This is a genomic window from Rhizobium sp. 01L419, assembly GCF_056400025.1.
Genome location: NZ_JBFTSM010000015.1, coordinates 168,113 through 192,867 on the forward strand (window position 1 = coordinate 168,113; position 24,755 = coordinate 192,867).

21 protein-coding genes and 1 pseudogene are annotated in these 24,755 nt (G+C 58.9%); 7 read left to right on the forward strand and 15 right to left on the reverse strand.

Annotated elements, in window-relative coordinates:
* Positions 1-45: 45 nt before the first annotated feature.
* The 6 genes from AC1DUP_RS26590 to AC1DUP_RS26615 all read right to left on the reverse strand — a co-directional run bounded on the left by AC1DUP_RS26590 (position 46) and on the right by AC1DUP_RS26615 (position 7,821).
* Positions 46-1,356, reverse strand: coding sequence for a lipase family protein (locus tag AC1DUP_RS26590; RefSeq protein WP_477835641.1), 1,311 nt, complete (start codon positions 1,354-1,356; stop codon positions 46-48).
* Between the two features lie 649 nt (positions 1,357-2,005).
* On the reverse strand, positions 2,006-2,485 hold the full coding sequence (locus tag AC1DUP_RS26595) for a hypothetical protein (RefSeq protein ID WP_477835643.1): 480 nt from the start codon (positions 2,483-2,485) through the stop codon (positions 2,006-2,008).
* 136 nt (positions 2,486-2,621) lie between these two features.
* On the reverse strand, positions 2,622-5,744 hold the full coding sequence (locus AC1DUP_RS26600; RefSeq protein WP_477835645.1) for an efflux RND transporter permease subunit: 3,123 nt from the start codon (positions 5,742-5,744) through the stop codon (positions 2,622-2,624).
* Positions 5,741-6,856: an efflux RND transporter periplasmic adaptor subunit gene (locus tag AC1DUP_RS26605; RefSeq protein WP_477835647.1), complete on the reverse strand. Its 1,116-nt coding sequence runs from the start codon at positions 6,854-6,856 to the stop codon at positions 5,741-5,743. Before AC1DUP_RS26605 ends, AC1DUP_RS26600 begins: the two co-directional genes overlap by 4 nt.
* A gap of 26 nt (positions 6,857-6,882) precedes the next feature.
* Positions 6,883-7,323: a hypothetical protein gene (locus AC1DUP_RS26610; protein WP_477835649.1), complete on the reverse strand. Its 441-nt coding sequence runs from the start codon at positions 7,321-7,323 to the stop codon at positions 6,883-6,885.
* 48 nt (positions 7,324-7,371) lie between these two features.
* Positions 7,372-7,821, reverse strand: coding sequence for a MarR family winged helix-turn-helix transcriptional regulator (locus AC1DUP_RS26615; protein WP_477835651.1), 450 nt, complete (start codon positions 7,819-7,821; stop codon positions 7,372-7,374).
* 440 nt (positions 7,822-8,261) lie between these two features.
* Between AC1DUP_RS26615 and AC1DUP_RS26620 the strand changes: the two genes are divergently transcribed.
* Together AC1DUP_RS26620 and AC1DUP_RS26625 are read left to right on the forward strand one after the other, a co-directional pair.
* Positions 8,262-9,179 (forward strand): NmrA family NAD(P)-binding protein, encoded by a 918-nt coding sequence (locus AC1DUP_RS26620; protein ID WP_477835653.1) that lies wholly within the window; start codon positions 8,262-8,264, stop codon positions 9,177-9,179.
* A 249-nt stretch (positions 9,180-9,428) separates the two neighbouring features.
* Positions 9,429-9,830 carry a hypothetical protein gene (locus AC1DUP_RS26625; protein WP_477835655.1) on the forward strand — a complete coding sequence of 134 codons (402 nt, stop codon included), beginning with the start codon at positions 9,429-9,431 and terminating at the stop codon, positions 9,828-9,830.
* Between the two features lie 68 nt (positions 9,831-9,898).
* On the opposite strand, the gene AC1DUP_RS26630 is transcribed toward AC1DUP_RS26625, so the two are convergent.
* Positions 9,899-11,485 (reverse strand): aldehyde dehydrogenase (NADP(+)), encoded by a 1,587-nt coding sequence (locus AC1DUP_RS26630; protein WP_477835685.1) that lies wholly within the window; start codon positions 11,483-11,485, stop codon positions 9,899-9,901.
* A gap of 235 nt (positions 11,486-11,720) precedes the next feature.
* Between AC1DUP_RS26630 and AC1DUP_RS26635 the strand changes: the two genes are divergently transcribed.
* From AC1DUP_RS26635 to AC1DUP_RS26645, 3 genes are all read left to right on the forward strand, one after another.
* Entirely contained in the window at positions 11,721-12,662 is a 942-nt protein-coding gene (locus AC1DUP_RS26635) for a GlxA family transcriptional regulator (RefSeq protein WP_113309219.1), read from the forward strand.
* Between the two features lie 240 nt (positions 12,663-12,902).
* Positions 12,903-14,489 carry an MFS transporter gene (locus AC1DUP_RS26640; RefSeq protein WP_477835657.1) on the forward strand — a complete coding sequence of 529 codons (1,587 nt, stop codon included), beginning with the start codon at positions 12,903-12,905 and terminating at the stop codon, positions 14,487-14,489.
* On the forward strand, positions 14,486-15,526 hold the full coding sequence (locus tag AC1DUP_RS26645; protein WP_477835659.1) for an HlyD family secretion protein: 1,041 nt from the start codon (positions 14,486-14,488) through the stop codon (positions 15,524-15,526). Before AC1DUP_RS26640 ends, AC1DUP_RS26645 begins: the two co-directional genes overlap by 4 nt.
* Here the strand turns inward: AC1DUP_RS26645 and AC1DUP_RS26650 are convergent.
* From AC1DUP_RS26650 to AC1DUP_RS26670, 5 genes are all read right to left on the reverse strand, one after another.
* Entirely contained in the window at positions 15,520-16,239 is a 720-nt protein-coding gene (locus AC1DUP_RS26650) for a hypothetical protein (protein WP_477835661.1), read from the reverse strand. The genes AC1DUP_RS26645 and AC1DUP_RS26650 overlap by 7 nt on opposite strands.
* Before the next feature lie 201 nt (positions 16,240-16,440).
* Positions 16,441-16,809, reverse strand: coding sequence for a response regulator transcription factor (locus AC1DUP_RS26655; RefSeq protein WP_477835663.1), 369 nt, complete (start codon positions 16,807-16,809; stop codon positions 16,441-16,443).
* Between the two features lies 1 nt (position 16,810).
* The gene (locus AC1DUP_RS26660) at positions 16,811-17,476 is read right to left on the reverse strand and encodes a response regulator transcription factor (protein WP_477835665.1); all 666 of its coding nucleotides are present in this window, start codon (positions 17,474-17,476) and stop codon (positions 16,811-16,813) included.
* A 22-nt stretch (positions 17,477-17,498) separates the two neighbouring features.
* Complete coding sequence (locus AC1DUP_RS26665) at positions 17,499-19,079, reverse strand: ATP-binding protein (RefSeq protein ID WP_477835667.1); 1,581 nt, start codon at positions 19,077-19,079, stop codon at positions 17,499-17,501.
* 287 nt (positions 19,080-19,366) lie between these two features.
* Positions 19,367-19,726, reverse strand: a complete 360-nt coding sequence (locus AC1DUP_RS26670; protein ID WP_477835669.1) for a YybH family protein — start codon at positions 19,724-19,726, stop codon at positions 19,367-19,369.
* A 333-nt stretch (positions 19,727-20,059) separates the two neighbouring features.
* Here AC1DUP_RS26670 and AC1DUP_RS26675 point away from each other — a divergent pair, with 333 nt between their 5' ends.
* Complete coding sequence (locus AC1DUP_RS26675; protein WP_477835671.1) at positions 20,060-20,431, forward strand: DUF1330 domain-containing protein; 372 nt, start codon at positions 20,060-20,062, stop codon at positions 20,429-20,431.
* Between the two features lie 94 nt (positions 20,432-20,525).
* Here AC1DUP_RS26675 and AC1DUP_RS26680 read toward each other — a convergent pair whose 3' ends face one another.
* Positions 20,526-21,440: an alpha/beta fold hydrolase gene (locus AC1DUP_RS26680; RefSeq protein WP_477835673.1), complete on the reverse strand. Its 915-nt coding sequence runs from the start codon at positions 21,438-21,440 to the stop codon at positions 20,526-20,528.
* A 69-nt stretch (positions 21,441-21,509) separates the two neighbouring features.
* On the reverse strand, positions 21,510-22,403 hold the full coding sequence (locus AC1DUP_RS26685; RefSeq protein WP_477835675.1) for an alpha/beta fold hydrolase: 894 nt from the start codon (positions 22,401-22,403) through the stop codon (positions 21,510-21,512).
* Between the two features lie 473 nt (positions 22,404-22,876).
* On the opposite strand from AC1DUP_RS26685, the gene AC1DUP_RS26690 reads away from it, so the two are divergent.
* Positions 22,877-23,479 carry a glutathione S-transferase family protein gene (locus AC1DUP_RS26690; protein WP_477835677.1) on the forward strand — a complete coding sequence of 201 codons (603 nt, stop codon included), beginning with the start codon at positions 22,877-22,879 and terminating at the stop codon, positions 23,477-23,479.
* Positions 23,480-23,482: 3 nt separating this feature from the next.
* Here AC1DUP_RS26690 and AC1DUP_RS26695 read toward each other — a convergent pair.
* Positions 23,483-24,057 (reverse strand): annotated as a pseudogene (locus AC1DUP_RS26695) (thiamine pyrophosphate-dependent enzyme); the annotation flags it as partial.
* Positions 24,058-24,755 lie beyond the last annotated feature (698 nt).

A 24,755-nucleotide genomic window follows, 5' to 3' on the forward strand; every position in this document is an offset into this window, starting at 1 on the left:
CCCCCTGCTTCAAAAAGCTATTTGCAGAGAGTTTATTCTACTTTTTCAGTCCTTGATCGCACGAACGACGCGCCCGACACATATGCCAAATGGTGAGTTGTTGTTTCCCAATCTCAATGGAATTTTGTCTGAGCAGTCGAAATCCGCCCATCTGAAGCACATCTCGACCTCTTGATCTTGCCTTTTGGTCGTGTCGTTTAAACTTATAGGAAGGAAGGTCTCAAGAAGCTTTCGTTTTGCGCCCGGACTGCACTCCTGCTCTGGATCTTGGCGCCTCAGGAGAGCCCCGGTTTGCCCGGGCACAATATCAGCGGATTCCCCGACAATCTCAGTCCATCCACCCGGTGAGGGGGGCTGCCAATACACACGTCCGGCATCGACCCGAAGTAAGTTTTGCTCTTCCCAGATCGGAGTCCCGTTCACATCCACCGCATTGATTGTGAGAATTCGGTTTGCTCGATCACTGGGCCAACGGCCCGTCTTGCGGTCAACAGCCGAGTAAGCCGTTTCGTCTATCCATTTAACGTAAGACAGTCGCCGAGGTAGACAACCGCGCCGCGGTTGCGACCTGTCTGGCGCGTCGTTGACGGGTTCGTAGGGATAACAAACCTGAGATCCGAAGACGCCGCCCACCGCTTCTCGAAGTTGAGGTACGAATGCGAACATGGCGGCGATCGCAGCAAGCACCAAAAGCGTCACGTATTTCAAACGAAAAAGAGAAAGCGCCTGTAGCCACGCTGGTGGATCTTCGGGATCCGAGGCTCCGTCGACGATCACTCCCTCCCGGAAAAACGGGACCCAAAACTTCCGACAGAATACCGGATCGAGGAAATAACCGTGCCGGGCGCCCGTATGCCATCGGTCACGGATCCTCGGTCTATGAAACCCGTACGTTCCCGCTGAACCATAGCCCCACGTCACGGACTCTGCCAAAGCTGGCCAAATGTCTTTAGTGCCGACTTCGTTCAAGATTGGAGGGGTAAATCTTTCCGTCAATTGCTCGAAAGGAAAATTGTACTTAATAACACTGCCACAAAACACTACACGAAACGCTTTGAAATCGAACTCTCTACTTAAAATATTCGCTAATATATACGTTCCAAAGCTGTGAGCTACAAAGGAAAATTTTGCCTTCGGATACTCCTTCTTTACATCTCTGATTTGATCCCAAACGCTTTCAATGGCGTTGTCTCGGAAGTAGGCAATTGGGATTAAAAAACGTAAAAGATCAAATCGGCCGTAGTTTGTTGATTTGACGATGAAGTGTTCCGCCAATACGCCTCGGATTCGTTCCTGCCAAAGAGCATAGTCTCTGATCCCGTGAACCAGAATGATGACATGGGCATTCGATGGCACTTGTTGCCTCCCGTGTCTGCTGCGGAATGGACTTCAAGATATCCCTAAATAAATAATGAACCAACGTTGCCCAGGCTTGTTGGCAAGAGGATTGCCCAAACCGTGCTAACGCGATGGCTGTGGCTACGAAGGCGCGATAGCTGACGGACAATTACGGTAAATCAACCTCAGGAGCATGCAAGCTATATTCCTTCCAGATGTCTGGTTACATCCGGCGGCCCGGAGGCTGGCGCCGCAGAGACCCTAAGTCTCCTCATGGAGCACATTCAGCCTACCCATGATGGACCCGGGCGCCAGCGGGACTGTTACAGATCTGAGAATTCGATGAAAGCTGCTCCGAGTTTGGTTTCAAGGCAGGGATCCGCGACGGGGTCGATCTGCCTTGCCTTTTACCCTCCGCCAGACGGCGATAGCAAGACGAAGCAGTCTGTATCTTACAAGCCCCGTTGTACGACGTGATACCTGTTGAGCAGTATCTGCACGTCCGAACCTGTTGGCATCTTCGAACGCGTCGAGACCAAGTTCGGCGGCTATCGGACAGCTGCATGGCGGGCCAAGATTTACGGCCCGCCATAGCGAGGTTGCAGCGGTTTTCATTGAGTGCTTCCGGCCGAACAGGTTCTTATCGTTGTGGTTGCCGAAGCCGCGCTCAAGCGATCCGGCGCGTGCCCTTGAAGCTTAGATAGCCTATGACGAGCGCGGCGATGAACAGCACAGTCTGGGATACGAGAACGGCAGGCTCGTTGCCAACGGGAGCAAGATCGTGAAGACCTGGGACCTTCTGGAACGACTGGACGATCAGCACAAGACAATTGAAGTACAGCAGTGCAAGCGCGCCGATGACGAACGTGGCGTTCCAAAGGCGAGCCATCGATGCCCTTTTCCAGGCGAACACCGTCACGATAAGAATGGCCACATTCAGGACGCCGATCACGATTGCCGGGGTCACGCCGTGGAACGGGAAGAGAAAGCCCCCGAAGAGTGTGATGGCCGCAGTGATGAGGAAGAGCTTCGTCCATCCGTCAGCTGGGCGTCGGCTAATGAATGCAGCGACCATCGCAATTCCCGCGACGATTTCGACGAGGCTGACGAGCACATGAAAGATTGTGTAGGCGAAAAGGAGGTTCATTGTACGATCTCCGTTGATGGGCGGCCGAGTGTGGGCTCGTTGCTTCAGGATTTGCAGCTATACAAATGGATGGATTTTCAGGCAGCGCAGATCGCTTTCGGGAGAGACGAAAGGATCCGCGCCGCCGAGGCGATTCTCAGGCTGCAGCTGAGACTTCGCCAATCTTGGTGTCATTTGCGGCGGACTGCTCAGCCTGTTCAGGCTCGGATACTGGCGGGCGGACCCGGTACCAGATCGCATAGAGCGCTGGCAGGAAGACCAGGATGATCACCGTCCCGACCGCCGTGCCGCCGATCAGGGTGTAGGCGAGCGCTCCCCAGAAGACCGAAAAGGTCAGAGGGATGAAGGCCAGGACGGCTGCCAGCGCGGTCAGTATAACTGGGCGGGCACGCTGCACGGTGGCCTCGACGACAGCATGGTAGGTATCGAGCCCCTCGTGCATGTTCGTCTTGATCTGTCCCATCAGGATGAGCGTGTTGCGCATCAGGATCCCGGAGAGGCCGATCAGGGCGAGGATTGCCGTGAAACCGAAGGGCTGGTGAAAGACGATCAGCGTCGGCACAGCGCCAAGCAGGCCAAGAGGAGCCGTCAGCAGCACCATGAACATCGCTGAGAACGACCGGACTTGGAGCATGATGACGAGCATCGTCAGCACGATCATGATCGGGAAGACCTTGGCCAGCGCCACGTTGGCCTTCAGAGACTCCTCGACGTCTGCACCGACCTGGATCTTGTAGCCTGCCGGAAGCGACTGCATCAGAGGCTGCAGCGACTTGGTGATTTCGGCGGCCACGTCCGGAGGCTGGACACCTTCCTGCACGTCACTCCGGACAGTAATGGTCGGAGTGCGGTCACGGCGCTTCAGGATCGGGTCCTCCGTCGTCACTTCCATCTTGCCGATCTGATCGAGCGGGATGGTTTTCCCATCAGGCGCGACCAGAGTGAAGTCGCCGAGACGGGCGGGATCGAGGCGTTCCTCGCCATCGCTGCGAGCGACCACGGCTACGTTGCGGATGTCTTCGCGGACCGAGGTGACGTTCACACCAGTCAGGAGGAACTGCAGCTGCTGGGCGGCCTGTACCGGAGAGAGACCGATGAGCTTGAGGCGTTCCTGGTCGAACACGAACTTCACGGAAGCGACGCGTTCACCCCAGTCACGGTTGACGGTGCGGGTATGCGGGTTGGCGCGCATGACTTCGAGAACCTGGTCAGCAATGTCGCGGACCTTGGCTTCGTCGGGACCCATGACGCGGTATGCCACGGGGAACTGCGAGTACGGGCCGAATACGAGCTGGGTGACGCGGATACGACCTTCCGGAGCGAGACCGTCGGCCACCTTTTCGCGGAGGCGGATCTTCAGTGCCTCGCGGGCCTTCGCGTCAGGCGTCAGGACGACTATCTTTGCGAAGGACGGGTCGGGAAGCTCAGGCGCATAAGAGAAAAAGAAGCGGGGAGCGCCCTGCCCGACATAGGAAGTGACGATCTTGGCTTCGGGCTGTGTGCGGACATAGTCCTCGACCTTCTTCACGGCGCGTTCGGTTGCCTCGATGCTCGTGCCTTCAGGCATCTGCACTTCGAGCAGCAGTTCGGGACGGTCGGAGGCCGGGAAGAACTGCTTCTTGACAACGGTCATGCCAGCGCCGGCGGCGACGAACATGACGAATACGACGGATGCGACGAGGAACTTGCGACGGACGGCCCACTTCACGATGGCGCGCAGTCGACGGTAGTTCGGGGTGTTGTAGATCGCCTCATGACCGCCTTCGACTGGCTTGATGGTCGGCAGGAGCTTGACGCCCAGGTAGGGAGTGAATGCTACGGCGACGAACCACGAAGCCATCAGCGCGAAACCGACGATCCAGAAGATGTTCCCGGCGTATTCGCCCGAGCTGGACTTCGCGAAGCCCACGGGCATCAGGCCGATGATCGTGACAAGCGTTCCCGACAGCATCGGGGCAGCCGTATGGCTCCATGCATAGGCGGCAGCATGGATGCGATCCATGCCTTCTTCCATCTTCACGACCATGATCTCGATCGCGATGATGGCGTCGTCGACAAGGAGCCCCAGTGATAGGATCAGCGCGCCTAGGGTGATGCGGTCGAACGCACGGTCCGTCGCCATCATGACGAGGAAGACGATGGCGAGCGTGAGCGGGATGGCGGCGGCCACGATGATGCCGCTTCTCCAACCGAGGCTGAGGAGGCTGACGAGAAGAACCACGCCAAGGGCGACGAAGAACTTCAGCATGAACTCGTCGACGGCCTCGGAGATGTTCACAGCCTGGTCCGTCACCTTCTCCAGGCTGACACCGAGAGGAAGCGACGAGGTCAGTTCGGACGCCTTCTGCTCAAGGGCGGCACCCAGGTTCAGGCCATTCCAGCCGTCCTGCATGACGACGCTGAGCATCAGTGCATCCTCGCCCTGATGACGGATGCGATAGGTTGCCGGATCCTCGTAACCGTGGCGAACGACAGCCAGATCGGACAGCTTCATGTTGCGAGTGCCGACGACGATCGGGGAATCCTTGATCTTCTGGACATCGTCATAGCCGCCATCGACACGGAGGTACACTTGTGGGCCGTTGGTGTCGATCGAACCAGCCGGGGCGACGTTGTTCTGGAGCTGGAGGCTCTGGAAGACAGCCTGGGGGCTGATGCCGAGGCCAGCGAGGCGAGCGTAGGAGAATTCGACGAAGATCTTCTCCGCCTGCTCCCCGAGGATGTTGACCTTCTTCACGCCGGGCACGTGTAGGAATTCCTGACGCAGGTCTTCGGCCTGGCGGACCAGCTCGCGGGCTGGCATGCCCTCGGCCTTGAGAGCATACAGGGCGAAGCTCACGTCCGAATACTCGTCGTTGATGTAGGGGCCGATCACGCCGCTTGGCAGTTTCAAGGACTCGTCACCGACCTTCTTGCGGGCCTGGTAGAACTCCTCAGGCACGCTCGAAGGCGGCATGCTGTCGAGCAGGCTCACGGTCATGTAGATGGCGCCTGGCCGCGCGATCGTTTCGACGCGGTCGTAGTAGCGCAGTTCCTGAAGTCGCTTCTCGAGAGGTTCGGCGACGAGCTGCTGCATTTCCTTTGCGGTGGCACCCGGCCATACGGCGGTGACCGTGAACTGCTTGATGGTGAAGAGCGGATCTTCCGCTCTGCCGAGTTTTAGGAAGGCGAAACCGCCTGCGATCGCGATGGCGATGATGAGGAAGAGCGTGATGGCACGTTCCTTGACGGCGAAAGCCGAGAGATTGAAGCCGCTCATTTCGAAGCAATCCTTTCGTCGCCAACGCGGACCGACATGCCTTCGTTGATAAGATTGACACCTACGGCCACCACGACGGCGCCGCGCTCGAGACCTGTGACAACTGCGTTTTCTTCGCCGATCTTCAGAACCTTGACGGGTTCGAAGGCGACCTTGTCGGTCTTCACGACCCACACTCCAGTGCCGGAACCGCGGTCGAATACGGAGCCGATCGGAACGTCCACCGCGGGTTCGGCCGAAGCATTTGTCTGGAGACCGATGGAGACCTTGATGGTCGATCCCAACGGAACGTCGGCAGCATTCTGTAGGACGTAGCGGGCTTCGAACGTCCTCGTAGCCGGATCGGCTGCGCTGGAGAGCTGGCGAAGGCGGACTTCGATAGGATTCTCATCCTGGCCGTACATGGTCGCCGTTCCGGTCGATCCGATGGCCGGTCGCACGGTCTCGGGAAGGTTGACGCTTGCCTCGCGCTCGCCGCCATGTGCAAGCTTCACCACGGGCTGTCCTGCGGCGACCACCTGGCCCGGTTCCGCAAGGGTTTCGGTAATGACGCCATCGGAGTCGGCGACGAGGACCGCGTAGGAGGACTCGTTCTTGGCGAAGTCGGCATCTGCGACCGCGGCATCGAGCTGTGCTACGTCTGTGTCGTACGCTTGCTTGGCCTGATCGTAGAGCTGCTTGGAAGCGGCACCGACCGCCAGCAGTCTGGCAAAACGCTTCTCGTCTGCTTCGCTACGGGCAAGTGCCGCCTTGGCTGAGGTGACGGCGTTCTCTTTCGCGCGCAGGGCGAGACCGAGGTCAATGTCGTCGAGACGCATCAGAGGCTGGCCCTTCCGGACAGTCTCACCGACATCGACGAGGCGCTCGACGACCTTGCCGTTCACTCGGAAGCCGAGGTTGCTCTCGACGCGGGCCATTACGATCCCGGTGAAGGAACGCTTCCCTGCGATGATTTCCTTGGCAAGCGCTGTCCTGACCAACGGCGCCCTCAGACGCGGATCGCCTGCATCGTCGGCGAACGCCGGAAGGGCCATCATGATCGTCGATACGAGGGTCGCTTTCTTGAGGAAGGACAATACGCTGCCTCCCCCGATCTGCTCCATGTTCTTCATTTCACTCTCTCCTATGTAGGTTGATATCAACCTATTTTGACAATGTTTTCGGATATGTTATCAGTTGTTTGCGGCGTAGTGGCATGCGCTCCGGCATCCCGGGATACCCTGCGCGAATGCGTGGTTCGCCATATCTTCAGTCCCTGCCCTAGTAACTCCCGCCCGCCTTCAGTGAGAGCGACCGCGCCTCTGCGTGCGCCACGGGACGGAAGCTTTCTTATTGCCTTCCGCTGCTCGAGCGGACGGAGTGTCGCGGCGACCGTCAGACGGTCCATGACGAGCGCGAAGCCGATCTCGGAGTCGGTCGCGCTCTCTTCGAGCTCGATGACGTAGAGTGTTGCCAGCTGCCAGTTCGTGAGTCCGACCGGGGTCAGAACTTCGTCGTGAGAGACGGCTTCGCTAGGGGTTACCCTCTGGAGGCTCAGCCCCCTCCCTTCATCGAAGGTGTAGATCCTCTTGAGGGCCATTGACCCGTCTCCATATGGGTTGATATCAACATATATTATCCGGCGAAATCACGCGTTTCTTGCGGTGATGGAAGCCAGGGCATTTAGGACGCTATCTTTGTCGGAAGCCACGGCGGAGCTGATCTCAGCATTGACGGCTTGCCAGACTGGATACGTTTCCTTGAGTACCGAAATCCCGCTCTCGGTAATTTCGATACGGCGTGCACGCGCGTCGTCCTCGTCCACCTTGATCGTAATCAGCCCCATCCTCTCCAAAGGCTTCACATTCGCGGTTATAGTGGTCCGATCGACGACTAGCGACCGGGCCAGCTCGCTGACGCTAAGTCCGCCCGGGACGTTGATCGTCATCAGCAGGGCGAACTGCCAATGGTTCACCCCCGCGGTACGGAAGGCATCGTCGAACTTCTTCGCGACGGCCCGCCCTGCCCTGTGGATGTTCAGGCCGAAGCAGTTCCGGTCGACCAACAATCTTGCTTGAAAGTCCAGCTTCTGTGTCATTCTCGCAAAATAGGATGATATCAACGTATCGTCAAGTGGTCGGAGATTCTTTCCTTTTCCTCCCAGTTGACGACCTTCTTCATCCGTAGCGCAACCTTAAGATCGGCGCGGTCGCGTCTCGTAGCCTGATCACGGACGACCTTATCGAGAGTTTGAAAAAAGGGGCTCGCGCACGTGTCCTGAGTTTTCGGTCGAAGGTCATGTCCGAAATCGCAGTGTTCTACGACATTGCGACATGAGTGTCTGCTCGGTACCCGTTGAGCGCAGACTGGCGGCCGCCAGCGCGAGCCGCGAGTGACAGCCATGGCTCGCGGTTGGAGGTCGTTCGAGTTGAACGCTGCCTAAGCGGTGGCCGGGAATGAAGCCGAGCTCAGGCGTTGTGTTGCCTGAAGTCCGGCAGGCAGTGATCGAAATTCCCTCTTCTTTGTAAGGACATCAATATGACGGACTATAACCTCCCCATCCTCATCACCGGAGCCGCTGGCTCAATCGGCTCCGTCGGGCGCACTGCAGCTGAGCTCCTACTGAAGCGCGGATACAAGGTCCGTGCACATGTACGGACCGACGACGACCGTGCTGCGGCGCTACGCAACCTCGGCGCCGAAATCGTCGTAGGCGACCTGCTCGATCTCGAAGCGGTACACCGCGCGGTCGAGGGATGCGAACGCGTCTACTTCAGCATGTCGCTCTCGCCGAGCTATCTGGAAGCGACCGCCAACATGGCGGCCGTCGCGAAGCACTACGGTGTGAAGGCGTTCGTGAACATGTCGCAGATGACTGTCAAGGAGATGGATGTCTTCAACACGACCAGCAGTCCGCAGCAAAAGCAGCACTGGCTCGCCGAGCAGATCCTGGAATGGTCCGGCCTTCCGGTCGTCACCATTCGGCCGACCGCCTTTCTTGAAGCGCTTTACCTTCAGAATGCCTCGGCCGTCGGCGCCACCGGAAGAATTCTGGCTCCCTTCGGGAGTGGCAAGAATTCAGCCATCGCTGCCTACGACGTCGCGCGCGTCGTCGCCGAGGTCCTGAGTGATCCGGAGAAGCACGTTGGCAACACCTACCATCTTACTGGCCCTGTTTCTCAGGACATGGAAAGCGTGGCGAAGGAATTCTCAGAGGCGCTCGGCCGCGAGATTACCTACACAGACGTCCCGGTCGCCATCTGGAAAGAGAAGTTCGCCAGCTTCGGTCTTCCGCTGCACACGGTCTCCCACGTGACTACGATGGCGGAACTGCACAAGGCGAACCGCTACGACCGTTACAGCGACGACGTCGAGAAGGTCACGGGTGTGCGACCGATGAGCGTCAAGGACTTCGTCGAGAAGCATGCCAAGGCGTTCTCTGCAACCGCACAGTAAGTTGATGAAGAATTCGGTCAGCGTCCGGACGAAATTTATCGAGAAGTTGCGGATGCGGCAGCGCGAGTTGTAATGCAGCGACAAGGGCAGCAGCGGAGATCGTCCTCTACCATCAACTCTTAAAATCCTCGATCGAGCGGCAAAGGACGCCTTTGTCCGGAATCGCATGTGTTTACGTCGTTGCCCGAATCCAACCGGGCGCTCTACCCATTAGCTGTGGCAACAGGATTCGGTAACTAGGGGAAATCCATGAAAGTACAGTCCGCTAACGGTACCACAATCATGAATCCAACATTCTTGAGGACGGAGAAGGCGCCGAGAGCAGAGGCTCTCGGATCCTTTGCGTCAGCGCTCGCGAATACGGCTGAGATGCCAGTCGTTCCGATCGAGCCTGAGGATGAATCATCGGACACTGGACTCGCCGAGAAGTCCAAGCATGACGCCAAATCGGTCATCGACGAATTCACCAAGTGGGCGCACATGACGCCCCCGGAACGAATCCGGGCGCCATACTTGGAGGCTCATGGCATGTCTGAAGGAGATCTGTCGCACCTTCCGCCGGACGTTCAGCAGGAAATCGAGGACGAGATCAAGAAGCAAATCGAGCAGCAGACCCAGGACCAAACGAAATCCCAGCTCAGCGGGCTCTAACTGTTATCGGCGGCTCGCCGCTATGGTCGCCGAGACGAGCCGCCAGAGATGTAAAACTTGGCTGTCTACTAGGCGACCTTGCCTTCCTGCCGACGACCATTGACGAGGCGAGGCAGTGTGCCAGCAGCTTCGCCAACTTCCTTTGGCAGGAGCTGTGTCGGCAGGTTCTGATATGAGACGGGTCTCAGGAAACGCCTTATCGCCATCGTTCCTACCGAGGTCGTCCGGCTATCCGACGTTGCGGGGAATGGTCCGCCATGGACCATTGCATCCGAAACTTCGACACCAGTCGGCCAGCCATTGGCCAAGATGCGGCCAACCTTGCGCTCCAGGATCGGGATCAGACGCAATGCGTCGTCGTAATCGTTCTCGTCGATATGGAGTGTCGCCGTCAGCTGGCCTTCAAGGCTTTCGGCGACCGCCGTGAACTCCTCGATGTTGGCACAGCGGACAAGAAGACTGCTTGCGCCGAAGACCTCCTCTGCGAGACGTGGATCCCCGACGAATTCCTCGACGCTGGTCTCGAAGAAGACTGCCGGACTGCGGTTCGCTCCATTGGTTGGCTTCCCGGTGGCCACCTTGCGGACGCCATCATGGGACCGGAGTGCCTCGACACCACGGTCGAATGCGGCATGGATCCCGCTTGTGAGCATTGGCCCCGCTTCCTGCTCCGCGATCATCCCCGCGCTGACCTTCATGAAGCCGTCGAGGGCCGGGCCATCCACGGCGACGAGGATCCCGGGATTGGTGCAGAGCTGACCTGCGCCGACTGTCAGTGAACCCACGAAGCCCGTTGCAAGCACGTCGGTACGGTTCTCGAGCGCGGCAGGGAACAGAAACACAGGATTGACACTCGACATCTCGGCGTAGACCGGGATCGGCTCAGGGCGGCGGGCAGCGATCTCCCCTAGCGCGAGGCCGCCGGCGCGCGATCCCGTGAAGCCAACTGCCTTGATTGCCGGATGACGGACCAGTGCTGCTCCGGTCTCGTTCGCACCCGGCAGCAGCGAGAAGGTTCCGTCCGGAAAACCGGATTCCGCTACGGCCTTGCGAACTGCCCGACCAGCCAGTTCGCCAGTTCCCGGGTGAGCAAGATGTCCCTTCACGACGACCGGACAGCCAGCGGCAAATGCGGACGCCGTATCACCGCCTGCGACAGAGAATGCGAGTGGGAAATTGCTGGACCCGAAAACGGCAACGGGTCCCAGGCCAATCTGTCTCAGGCGCAGATCTGGACGCGGCATGGGCTGCCTGTCCGGCATCGCTTCGTCGACGCGGAGGTCGAGCCACTCCCCATCCCGCACAACCCGCGCGAAGAGCCGAAGCTGATTGACCGTGCGCGTCAACTCCCCTTCCAGACGAAACCTCGGCAGGCCCGTTTCCTCGACTGCCTTATCGAGAAGGTCCTGTCCAACGGAAAGCAGGTTTTCTGCGATCCCTTCGAGGAAGGCCGCCCGCTCCTCCAAGCTCGTTGAGCGAAACGTGTCAAAGGCCGCCACTGCAAGGCGACAGGCTCTGTCGACGTCCTCCGGAGTGGCAAGGGCGAATGCCTGCTCGATACGGTTTCCTGTGGCTGGGTTGGTGGCGTGGAACAGCTTCTCGCTTTGTGAGGCTCCGCTCAGGCCGCCGATGAGTGGTTCGCCTTTAATCTGAATGGTCAACGGGTGCTCCTTGAGTGTAAAATGGTCTTGGCGCGCGCTTCCGCGTCGACAGGGTACGTGTCCGCGCTCGCGCCAAGGATATGCCTAACGGCGGTGGCCCAATGTGGCCAAATTTAGGGTATTACCGAACCCATACGCATGTATAGCTAGGGATTTTCGTGTTGCGGTGGGATGGGGCTTCACGGAGCCTGAACGCGTCGCTAAAGCTCGATGAACTGGAAAGTTTCGCATGCCCAAGGTCGGACTTGTCATCTATCCCGGATTTGCGGTCATGAGCTTCGCCGCCATGACGGCTTTCGAGATAGTAAACCTTCGCCGGGGTCGCAGCGTCTACGAGATCGGAATGGTTTCGCAGAACGGCGGTCCAGTTCGCAGCTCGCTGGGTGCAGACGTTGAGACGACGCCGCTCGCCGACGCGGGACTCGATACGCTCATCGTTGCTGGCGCCGACCGCTTGCAGGAATACGATCCCGCAATGATATCCGGCATCCGAGAGTCGGCACCCATGCGAAGCCGCACGGCTGCCATGTGCACGGGAACGTTCGCCCTCGCCGAGACCGGACTGCTGAACGGGCGCCGCGCCACCACTCACTGGGCCTACGCGAACGAGTTCCGTACCCGCTACCCGGATGTCCGGATGGACGAAGACCGGATCTTCATCCACGACGGATCCTATTGGACGTCTGCAGGGATGTCGGCGGGTACCGACATGGCTATCGCGATGATCGAAGAAGACCTCGGCACCGATACCGCCAAGGAAGTGGCGAGGCTGCTGGTCGTTCAGAGCAGACGATCAGGAGGCCAGCTCCAGTTTTCCGCCCTTCTCGAGCTGGACGCCAAGACGGATCGAATTCAGAACGCTGTGAACTATGCGCGCGCGCACCTTGGCAGCGCGCTGACGGTGGATGACCTGGCGCGCGTCGCGAATTTGAGCTCGCGTCAATTCAGCCGCGCTTTCCGAGATGAAACGGGGCAGTCCCCTGCAAAGGCAATCGAACGGATGCGTGCCGAAGCCGCCCGGCAAATGCTCGAGGAAGGAAGACACCCGATCGAGTTCATCGCGCGCGAGACAGGTTTCACCGACAGGGACCGCATGCGCAAAGCATTCATCGCGCTTTTCGGCCAGCCGCCCCAGACGATCCGCCGGACCGTTCGCGCCGAACGCGTCTAGGCTGAAAGCCCTTACGCTCGTATAGTTGTCACCTGACGGCGATGTTTGACATCTTGTCTCAACCAACGCGCTTTATCCTCCCACACGTTGGAGTCCGTCCCGGTCGGTCCGCCCCTCCAGCCGACTGCGGACGGGCCGCGCAATCGGCGCGCGTCCCAACCATACATGCGTATAGCTACTCATCGCCCCATCCCTCCGTAATCTTCCGACATTCCGAACCGCAACCATTCAGGTGCGTCAATGACGAATGCCAATGCGGCAGTGGCACCCGCAACTTCTGCAACTGCGGTGCCAGCCGACAAGCTGCTCTTTCTGGTGCTGGCGCTGAGCGGCTCCTTCATGGTGACGCTCACTGCCCAGTTCGTCTCGACGAACATCGCCGATCTGCAGGGCGCCATTGGAGCGACACCGGACGAGGCGTCTTGGCTGTCCACCGCCTACACGATGGCAAATTTCGCAGGAATCGTGTGCGCAGCGCCGCTCGTTCGAACGTTCGGCATCGGCCCCTATGCGTTCGTGAACGCCGTGGTCCTATGTGTGACGGCAACCCTTTGTGCGGGATCGCCGCCACTCGAGATCTTTATTGGCCTGCGGGCTGTTCAGGGGATGGCTGCTGGTTGCTTCGGACCCGTGGCGTTCATGTCGGTTTTCATCGTCCTTGGCGGCCCTCGCCTGCCGAAAGGTTTGTTCTGCCTGGCATTCGTTCTTCTGTTCCCGACAACACTTGGGCCTGTGGTGTCCGGATACCTTGAGGAATATGTCGGATGGCAGGCTTTGTTTGTCGTTCAGGCCACCATAGGTGGGCTTCTTGCAATCGGATCTCTGCTCTTCTACCCGTGGCCCACCGCCAAGTTGGAGGCGCTCCGCTTCGACTGGCTCGCAGTGCTTCTCCTGTCATCGGGTCTCGCGCTGATGGTGCTCGTAGCTAACCAAGGCACGCGGCGCTTCTGGTACGAGAACGATATGATTGGCTGGGCGACGGTCGGCAGCTTGGCATCGTTCGCTGGCTTCGCGTTCCTTTGCGCCTTCTCGCCGAAGCCGATCATCTCGCCAAGCCTATTCCTTGACAGAAACTTCGGCCCACCAGTTGCCCTCAACCTGATCTTCCGGGCCGGGTTCGCAGTGACCACCTACCTCATCCCTCAATTCCTCGGGATCGTCCAGGGATATCGTCCGCTCGAGATCGCCAACCTCCTGATGTGGGGAGCACTCGCCCAGCTTCTTGCCATGCCATTGGTCTGGTGGCTCCTTCAGGTCGTCGAAACGCGGGTTGTCATGGCACTCGGTCTCTTGCTGTGTTGTGTTGCCACCGGGATGCTGCTGGACAGCACCACCCTCACCGCTTCCGACCAGCTTCTCCTGCCAGTCGTCGTCTTCGGCATAGGCCAGATTATGTTTCTGGCTCCGGACGTCATCATCGGCGCCATGGCGATCACGCCAGCCGACGCCCCCACTGCCTCGTTCGGCTTCAACATGGGCACGCTTGGCGGGACGACCATCGGCGTCGGACTTGTGAGCGATCTCGTGACGGAGCGTGAGAAATTCCATTCAAGCCTCCTCACCGAGACGATATCCCTGTTCGACTATCTGGACGATTCCAGGATCAGTGGGCTCGCGGCTGGACTGACGAGCAAGCTTCCGAACGAGCATGCAGCAAACGTGCAGGCTGTCGTTGTCGTAGCAAACGCAGCTCGACGCCAGGCTTGGGTACTTGCGTTCAACGACGGGTTTCTGGTCGTCGCGGGAGTGCTCATCGTCAGCGCGCTCGGCGTCCTCCTCATTGGTCACCACCCTCCACTCGCAAAGCTCGGAGAGGAGCATCCATGAAGTTCGGCTATGCATTGACAGGTGGCGTGCTGGTGGCCGCTTCGACGTTCCTCGTTGCCGCGGCAGCGCTGGTGCCAGGAGACTGGCTCCCCAGCCTGAGATCCGACCGGACTGACGACGCCTACGTCCGTGGAGAAATCACGCCGATCAGCCCGAAGATATCGGGCTATCTCGTGAAGGTGCTTGTTCAGGACAACCAGGCCGTCAAGAGCGGGGATGTCCTCTTCCGGATCGATGACACAGACTTCAAGGCGAAGGTCCTCCAGGCGCAGGCGCAGCTTTCCGCCGACAAGGCTGCCATCGACAACCTCGACAGCGAAATCGACCTGCAGAAAGCCGTCGTCCGCCAGACCAACGCAGCCCTGCAGGGAGCCAACGCCGAAGCATACCGGGCAAAACGCGACTTCGATCGGGCGACTAACCTTTCGACCTCCGGATCGGGTTCCGAGGCGAACGTGGATCTGACCCAGGCAGCCAGCCTGCGAGCGGACGCGGCGGTTGCGGCCGCACAGGCAAACGTGGAAGCCGCACGCAGACAGGTTCACGTGTTCGAGACGAAGCGCCCGCAGCTGCTGGCGGCGATCTCAGCAGCTGAGGCGGCGGTGAAGCTGGCGGAGTTCGACCTCGATGGAACGACGGTCAAATCGCCCGAAAACGGACGGGTGGGCGCCCGTCAGGCACAGCTGGGTCAGTACGTGAAGCCAGGAGGTCTCCTTATACCCTTCGTTTCGAACGATGTCTGGGTCGTTGCGAACTTCAAGGAAACCCAGCTGCCGCGTATCAAGCTTGGTCAGGAAGTCGAAGTGGTCTTTGACGGTATTGACGCTCCCGCGTTCAAGGGTCATGTCGAAAGCCCGTCTCCGGCGAGCGGCGCCCAGTTTGCGCTGCTTCCGCCGGACAACGCGACCGGGAACTTCACGCGCATAGCACAGCGCGTCCCCGTCCGCATCGGGATCGATCCCGGCCAGCCGAAACGAGACCAGCTCCGTCCGGGCATGTCGGCGACCATCAGGCTGTCAAAGGATCGCTCTCAGTAAAATGTCAGGTTGCCGATCCTGATCTCTGCGAAGATGACAGGATCCGGCTTCTCCAGCTCGGTCGTGCGGTACATTGTCCGCCGTGTCGCGAACTCGATCCCCTGGATGCTTTGGAAATCGCGCAGTACGCTGGTGACCGGGGCATCCATCAGGTCGAACCTGAAGTCCTGCCATCGCATGGTGCCGTCCGGCGCGATATTGCAGACGATCTTTGGGGCGTGCGACGCGACATGCGAAGGGAACGAGACCTCCGCGCGGCGCAGCGTTTCCTTTCCGACGATGGTCGGCGGCAGCTCGCTGACGGAAAACCCGTTCATGCCGAAGATGAAGGGCTGGGTCACGACATTCCAGATCGAGTAGCTCGAAATGTAGGCAAGTTGGAAATCGTCCCATGGCATGTCGGGTCCCCGCTCCGCGAACGAGGAGCGGGGGTTGTACTGCGTCTCCACGAAGCCGCCGTCGCATGCCGCGATAGCGAGTATCGTAGGGGTGAATGTGCTTTCGATGCGACGGGGTGTCGAGCAGTGGAGTTCGACCGACTGCTCGACCAGCTTCAACTCGAAGCGTCCGCCAACGAGACCGGGCGGACCGCCTCTCGTCGACCAGATGTCTCCTTCGATCTCGAACTCGCCCTGCGCGCGCCTGAACCTGGCGAACCGATCCTGCCCGCCATGAGCGTCAAGGATCTCCTCAAGGAGACTGCTGCCTCTCACGGGTATGCCTTCAGGCCGCGGGATTGAAACCGATGTTTCGGCACAGGAGATTTGCGATGCGTCCATATCGGTTAGCCTCCGATCGTGGGTATCGAAACTGCGTCAATTGAATCGGCTATCTTCTTGATGTCGGATACAGAATGGGAAAATGAGCGAAGTCTTCGCTTTTGCATATGACATTTTTGACCGTTATTTCGGCCATCAGGCTCCGAGGGCCAACCGCAGGCATTCGAGGAGGATCTCGTCGTCGACAGGTTTCTCGAGAAAAGCCTGTGCTCCAGCGGCAAGGGCCGCCTTCTTCATGTCCTCGTGGAAATGCGATGTCAGAAAGATTATCGGCGGCTCGTTTCCAGCGCAGACCAATTCGCCCTGCAACTCCAGGCCGGACATTCCGGTCATCTTCATATCGAGGATAACGCAGCCAAAACTACGCCGACCGCGCTCGGCAAGGAACGCTTCCGCCGACGCAAAGCATCGCGTGGCGTAGCCGCAAGATCGGAGCAGATCCTGCAAGGCTTCTCTTATCGCGGAATCGTCATCGACGATTGCGATTTCAAGTGAATTTGCCATTTCAGGCGCCCTCTACCCGCTCACTGCTCTCGGCCGCGTTGCTCTCAGAGGGCAAAAGCGGTGGGAAGGCCTTCCAGTACGCGTATATGATCTCGGCCTTGCGGACGAGATCGGGAAGCGTTCGGGATTTCAGCTTCTTCATCAGGCTGGCGCGGTGAAGCTTCACGGTGATCTCGGTCAGGCTCATCTCGTAAGCTATCTGCTTGTTCATCAGGCCTTTCACGACATGGCCCATGCATTCCTTTTCCCGCTTCGTCAAAGTCTTCGAGAGGGCGATTACCACATCCAGCTCGGCCTCCCTCTCACGCCGCTCTTTGTCGTGAGCAAGTGCTCTTCGGACCGCGTTGAACAGGTCCTCGTCGTCGAATGGTTTGGTCAGGAAATCGATGGCGCCAGCTCTCATCGCGTGCACGGTCATGGGAATGTCGCCGAAGCCGGTAACAAAGACGATGGGCATGCGATACCCCAGCGAGACCAACTGATGCTGGAGTTCAAGACCATCCGTTCCGGGCATCCGGACGTCGAGCAGGATGCATCCGGGGCTGGTCGAGGGTACGGCCGCCAGAAAAGCTGCGGCGCTGTCGAACGACGTGGCCGCGACATCGATCGATCTGAGGATGTCTGAAATTGCGGCGCGCATATGCTCGTCGTCATCGATGATGAACACTTGTGGCAACGGCGTAGATGGCTCAGACATTTGCCGCCTCCACAGGTAGCGTGACCTGAAAAACGGCCCCTCCAGTTTCGTGGTTCCGTCCGGTCAGCCTTCCACCCTGCGACTCCACAACGGCCCGACAGATCGACAGACCGATTCCCATTCCGGCCTCTTTGGTTGTGAAGAACGGATCGAACAGCTTGGGAAGTGCGTTCGGATCGATACCCTTTCCATGATCCCGAACGTTTATGACAACGGTATCTTCACCTTCCATGGAGCACTCAATCGACACCTTCTTTTCCCTGCCTCCACCCGAGTTGATCGATTGGATGCCGTTGTTCAAAAGGTTTACCAGCACCTGCTGGATTTCAGCTTTAGCGAGCTTCACAGGGGGCATATGCGACGGAATTCTTGTCTGCAGGACGATGGACCCATTGGTGAGCTCGTGTTCAAGCAGAAGACAAGTCTCGCCGATGAGCTTTCCGACATCTGTCACCTCACCCCGCACCGGGTTTCGCATGATCATCTGCCGGGTGCTTTTGAGAATTCCCGCAATCCGGTGGGCATCCCGTACGATCCGCTCAGCCGCGTCCGAAGCAGATGGTAGGTCCGGGGYATCGCGTCTCAGCCAGCGGAGGCATGATTGAGCGTTGAGGACAATGGCTCCGATAGGCTGGTTGAGCTCGTGTGCCAGCGAAGCCGACAATGCTCCCACCATGGCCACCCGCGAGACCTTGGCCATTTCTGCCTGAGCCGCAATCAGCGCCTGCTGCGCTCTATCCCGCTCGGTAACGTCGAACATGCCGACGACGACGCGGTCAAGACCGACGCCGTCCTCGGGGAAGCTGAGGACAAGAAGTACGGACAGGGTGCTTCCGTCCGGCCGGACGATCTTGCCCTTTCCTTCGAACCTGGTGCGTCCATGGAATAGGCAATCAACGATGCCGAGGAGACAATCCTCGTCCTTGGGCAGGAATTTTCGTATTGGGCCAGATACTTCTTCGGAATTCCTGCCAAGTAGCTCAAGCGTTGCATCGTTGACCGAGACACTCTGGATTAGGTCCGCACACTCGAGAAGGAACATCGGCGACGATGCGGAGTGTCGACGAAGATTGCTCACTCCGCTGCCCCTCAGGTCATCGAGCTTTTCCTTCAGCTTCGTGAAATCCTGCTCCCACAGTGCGACACGGCTCTGCTCGAACATGGCGCGGAAGCGTTTCTCGCTTCGCTGCAACGCGCTGTTCGTCTGCTTGAGATGGTCGGTCCCAATCCGGTTGCGCATCAGCACCGCCGCAGTGGTCGCTATCGCTCCTAGCGACACTATCGCCCGGAAACTTCCTGACGGAAAAATGGCTCCATGGGTGACTCCGAACGAAACGACGGTCAGCAAAGCGCAGATGGTCGCGGCTACAAGAATTCCGAATGCGGAGAGCGCCTCTGAAGCAAGAAGCAACGCCAGACCGTATAGAACCGCGATGGCACTTTCGGCCTCGGTGAAGGTGTCGATGTAGAAAATCAGGCATGCCAGCGCGGCGAAAGACAGCAAGTTGACAATACGTCCCGCCTGCCAGCCGGGCGCCAGCATCGCTTCCATTCGAAGTCCGCCGTCACTCATCGTAACCTCACTCCCATCCCGGCTGCTGGTTCGCGACGACCTGCTCCGCCAGGTCAATCGATGATAGCGCGTCCCTCCCCGGTCTGCGACGGCTATCCTGCGACGTGCGGGACTCGTGCGAGTGGCCGCATTTCACGGTTGATGAGATCACCGCCTTCGACTGAAGCTGCTTCGACCTTGATCAGGACATCGTCGCGACCACAAATTGGGTCCGCCACCTCTTCGAACCTGAAGACCTCCGGACCGCCGTTTTCATAGTACACCGCCACCCTCATCAGCCCGCTCTTTCATCGATCAAGGATGCCGCCGCCCCAGGGATTGTCCACGACGACCTTCCAGCCGCCGTCCGCCTGCTGCCTGAGAACATCCGATGTCACGCCACCAACTTCCACGGGCTCGCCCTTCTCGCCGACGGACTGGGCGCTCCAGCGCGAGTGATGGAGCGCGACGGTTCCTGATTGGACGACCGTCCTCTCGGAAATGTGGAACACCGGAAAGACCTTCGACATTGCGATAAGGCCCTGCTTCACGGCGTTTCTCCCGATTGCGGGAGAACCCGGCTGCACGACCAGGACGCCATCGTCTTCGAAGTAGGCCGCCGCTTCGTCCATCTTACCCTGCTGCCGCAGCGCTACTATGGTCGCCATTGTTTCTTCCGGAGTCATGGGCGCGGTTTCCTGCATTCTAGGCCGCCGTTAACGATGGTCATCAGTACTCCTGTGGGTGCGCGTGCTCGTGGTGATTGCGGAATAGTCGCGACTGACCGACTGCCGTCCACCTATACATGTGTATGGTCCCGTATCGGCCCGACGGTCTCATCTCGGCTGCCCTGGTCCGTGCGAGAAACGCGGCTCCAATCATGGCATCAGACCTATAGCGGGCGTCTCGGGCCGGCGGCTGTCGTTCAATCCTGACAGTTTTTGACAGTGGGACGGGCTAATGATCGACAGCCGCATGCATTGCCATCAAAGGAAATTGAAATGGTTTCGTTTTCACCGTCCGCGTTCAACGCCTTTTTGAGTGAAGACGACGATACTGCCATAACGATGTTGAATCTTATTCGGTTTGCACCCGACGGCGGCCGAGAAAGGTACTTGGAGTATTTGCGAATGGCTGAGCCGATCCTGGCTCGGTTCGGTGCCAGAATTCTTTTCGGCGGTGATGGCCTGCCTGTTCTTACGGCAGGTGAGGCCGAAGGATGGGACGCCGCAGTTTTGGTTCAGTACCCGCGCCGATCCGCATTCAACGACATGATCGGCGATCCGGAGTACCAAGTAGCGTTCAAGGTTGGTGAAGCGGCGATCGCTGAGATTGTGCTCCAACCTCTGAAGGCCATGGAGAGCCTGTCGTGAAGTTACGAAGTGCCGCGCCGACCGTTAGCTAAGCTAGCGTCTGCGCGGCGCACTTCGTAACCCAAGCCCAAGAAGCATTCCCTTGCCGAAAGCGTTACGAAACCTTGCGAACGTGATCCACGACGATCGAAGGTTTCTGCAGATGGGGGTAGTGTGAAATTCCGGGAAGGATCTCAAGCGGGGCTGCGATTCGCTTCGCCAGCTCCTCGCCCATCTTCTTGTTGATGTAGGCATCCTTCTCGCCCCAGATCACCTTCACTGGGGTCTTGAGGTTGTCGATGTGCTGCTCGAAGAATTCCTGGTCGCGGTTAAAATGCGAGTAGTAGAAATAGAATGCGTCGCCAGAGCTGAAGTCGCCGTTCGCCCAGCCCTTTGTCATGTCCTCAAGAACCTCCGGCAGGAGCTCGTACTGCTCTTCGGGCGACAACCCCGCGCGATGAGCGTTCGCAGGAATCATGACTCCGGCTTTCCTGAAGTATTCGCGGGCCCCGGACGCGGTCGGTTCGCTCTTCAGGTTCTGTAAGTTCTCGCTCATGTACTCAGGCCTGTTGAAAGGCGCGAAGTCGCCGACAAAGATGTTCCTGGCGATATCAGGTTCGTCGAGTGCCGCCAGAAGCACCGGCAGCGATCCGATGTCGGTAGCGTAAATCGTTAGTTTCGAGCGGTCGATGCCAGCAGCCTTGATGTAAGCTTTCAGAACGTCAGCATAATCCTTCGGGGCATATGCGAACTCTTCGCGCGAAGGCCGCGAGGATTGGCCATATCCCGGCCAGTCGAAGGCGTGAACCTCGTATTCGCTCGACAGCTCGCGTGCGATCTTGTTCCAGACGAACAACGTCTCCGGGAAGCCATGAAGAAACAGGACGGTGCCCTTGGTGTTGCCGCTGCCACCTACCAGGCGCCTCAGCTTGATCTCCGGCGTGACCTTCAGATGGCTAATTGTAATCCCGTCGCTAACGGGTGCCGAGCCTAGTTCGTCGGGCGGACTTCTAGGGATAGCGGAGTGCATTTGAGTGTGTCGTCTTAGCATTTCTGTTTCCTTTGGGTCTGGTTCTTGTGAGTGCGCGCGACCGCGGGTTCAGGAAAGCATGATCTCGGCGACCTTCTTGCCTTCATCGATTTGGACCCAGTGACCCGCGTCGACGAGATGCAGGGACGAGTTCTGCAGGTTTGCGTGAAAATCCTTGGCCGTCGCGACAGTCAGATAAGGATCGCGTTCGCCCCAAATGATCTTGGTGGGCACCTCGAGCTTGTTCAGCTGCGGCAGTCGCTTCGTGTTTTCGGCGATCACGTCATAGAAGCCGGAGGCCATCTGCATAAAAGCAGGCCCGCTGCTGGGAGGCGTGCGGAAGTTGGCGTCGATCAAGGGCCCGAGGAAGTCCACGTAGATCTTCACGTGTTTTTCAGACAACGCGGCCTGAAATAGCGAACGCTGCAGGTTGAGGAGCGACCCCATGAATTCCGGCTTCTGGGCAATCATCAGGGCAACCTGCTTTAGGTTAGCCGTGGCAAACACCTCGATGAGCTCTGGGACCCTATCGCCCGGCACGTCGCTGTAGACCGAATTCAGGATCACGAGCTCGGCTACGTCGTCGGGCTGATCGATTGCGAAATTTACTCCCGGAACGCCCGCGGAGTCGTGGACGACCGGGATAATCTTCCCAAGGCCCAACGCCTCGACCACGCGCTTCAGGTCGCCCTGCTGCTGCGGAAACGAGTATTTCGCCCCATCGGGCTTGTCGGATGCTCCGAAGCCGAGGAAGTCGAAGGTCACAACACGGCGGCCCGCGTCTACGAGATAAGGAACGAGGAAATCGTAGATGCCAAGATTATCCGGAAAGCCGTGCATGAGAACGAATGCTGGTCCTTCGCCCGCATAGTCCCGGACGAAGAGTTTCCCCTGCCCCTGTTCGATGCGGTGTTCCGTGAAGGCTCGCGCATTGTCGCCATAGCTTGGAAATGGTGTGCTCATTGTCGTGTCCTTTCATGCAGGAGTCGGCCCCGCTTGCTGTCGGGCGAAGCCGATTTTCAACGGCATGCGCCAGCGACGGCCACAGCGGGCGGCCACGCGCGATACTGAACCTATTGATGTCGGGGTAAACTATACGGATGGATGGTGGCGGGCTTCGCGCGCGCCACCCGATGCCTGCGCTCCGGCTCCTCCACCGGAGGTGCGGTTCTGATGGCCATGGAACCTCAGCGCGCTGTCATGCTCGGACAAATCTCAGAGATCGCCGACGGGGACATCGTCGCGAGAGCCCGTCTCTGGGCCGAACCTTCCTCGCAGGTTGCGGCGCCTGACCGAAGAAGGCGATCTCGCTCAGACTGCCTGACCGCTGTCGATCCATACAGATGTATGGGTTCACTCACGCCCGCGAACGCAACTAATCCGCGTTCCTGGAGAATTGCGGAAGCAATCCTGCTTACCAGAGCATACGAGGATGAATGACGATCGAACTACACGGATTCCACACGGGCAACTGTCTCAGGGTTGCTGTTGCGCTGGAGGAAGCTGAGCTTCCCTATGCGGTCCACAACGTCAACCTCGCAGCAGGCGACCATTACCGCCCAGGTCATCTCGCACTGAACCCGCACGGCAAGGTGCCCGTGATCGTTGATCGTTCCGACCATCCGCCCTTCGTCTTGACGCAGTCGAACGCAATCATGATGTACATCGACCAGAAGGCACCAGGCAGAATCCTACCGATCGCGCCGAAGGAACGGGCAATCGCTATCGAGCGGCTGTTCTACTTCGTGACTGACGTGATCGCACCAGGCATGTCGGCATTCCGTGTCAGGGGCAGCGAGGACGCGCAGGCGTCCCTCCTCCACTCCGCACTGGAAGCATGGAGCGACTCGAGCCGTTTTCTTGAAAACTCTCGCTACATGGCCGGGGACACCTTCTCGGCAGCTGACATCGCCGCGGGCGTCTTCATCCAGAGCTATCGCCGCCATGTAGACTGGTCGACCGTCCCCACGCTGGAACGTTGGCTCACCGACGTTATGGCACGTCCATCGTTCCAGAAAGGTCTGCAGGCATTCGGCTGACGCTCATCGAAGGAAATTGGATTTGGCAAGGTCGATGACCTCGTTGCCCCGGCCACTGAGGACGACCTTCGCCATCCAGAGACTGAACCCCGTGACCTGTTCTACATTCAGCTTCGGCGGCATGATCAGCTCGTCGTGATTGGTGACGACATCCACCAACGCGGGACCGTCGTGGGCGAACGCGGTCGTCAAAGCCTCTCTCAATTCCGAAGGCTTCTCGACCCTGATCCCCAGCGCGCCAGCAGATGTCGCCACCTGAGCGAAGTTGGGATTGTTGAGGTCTGTGTTGCTGGGAAGTAATCCGGCCGCCTTCATCTCGAGGTCCACGAAGCCCAGACGCCGTTGTTGAAGACGACGACCTTCACTGGAAGCTTCTCCTGCAAGAGCGTGAGGAAATCACCCATCAGCATAGCGAACCCGCCATCTCTGGCCAGCGCAATTGCTTGCCGATCGGGAAACGCTGCTTTTGTACCGATACCCTGAGCCAGGGCATTGGCCATCGAACCATGCACGGATGAACCCAGAAGTCGGCGCCGACCGTTCATCTTCAGATATCTTGCAGCCCAGACGGTGGGCGTAAGAGCCGCTGCTTAGCCGAGGTATCGAGCGGGCTCACGATTCATGGCTCGGAGGCGTTGGGGAAGATCTCATGAAAGACGAAATGCTGTCTGCGGGCGAACCGCTGCCACCCCCCGAAAAGGTTGAAGCCATGGGAGATCGGAAAGTTCGGGTTACGTGGGTTTCCGGCGAGATCAGCGAGGTCGACCTCATGCCTGGAATAGCCGCCGCGTCGACAAGCCATTGCCCCACGACGACCTGTTTTTGTCGCTCCGGATCAGCGAGCACGGAACAGCAATCCGGTGGAATGACGGTCTCGACATTTCGGCGGTCTGGCTTCGCCGCATCTCGGACGCGACAAAAAATCAAGACGGCCATACATACGTATAGGTACCCAAACAGGTGCCACCGGAGAAAACTCCCGCTAGAAACGAGGAGAACTCCAATGCCGCGATCCGTCTCGACCGTCCGATGCCTGGCTCTGACAACCTCAATCATTTTGGCCGCAGGCTATGCACACGCACAATCCGCACCCGATCCGAAACTGCTGGACGTACCCACCACCAAGGTGCTKGCCATCGGATCGTTCACACCAAAGACCTCGCCGAAGGAATGGCTTCCGATGGTCCCGAGGGAAGCCAAGGAGACGGCTGACCTCTACTTCGATGGCAAGATCGACCAATGGTTCGTCAAGCAGGACAAGACCGGGGTCGTGTTC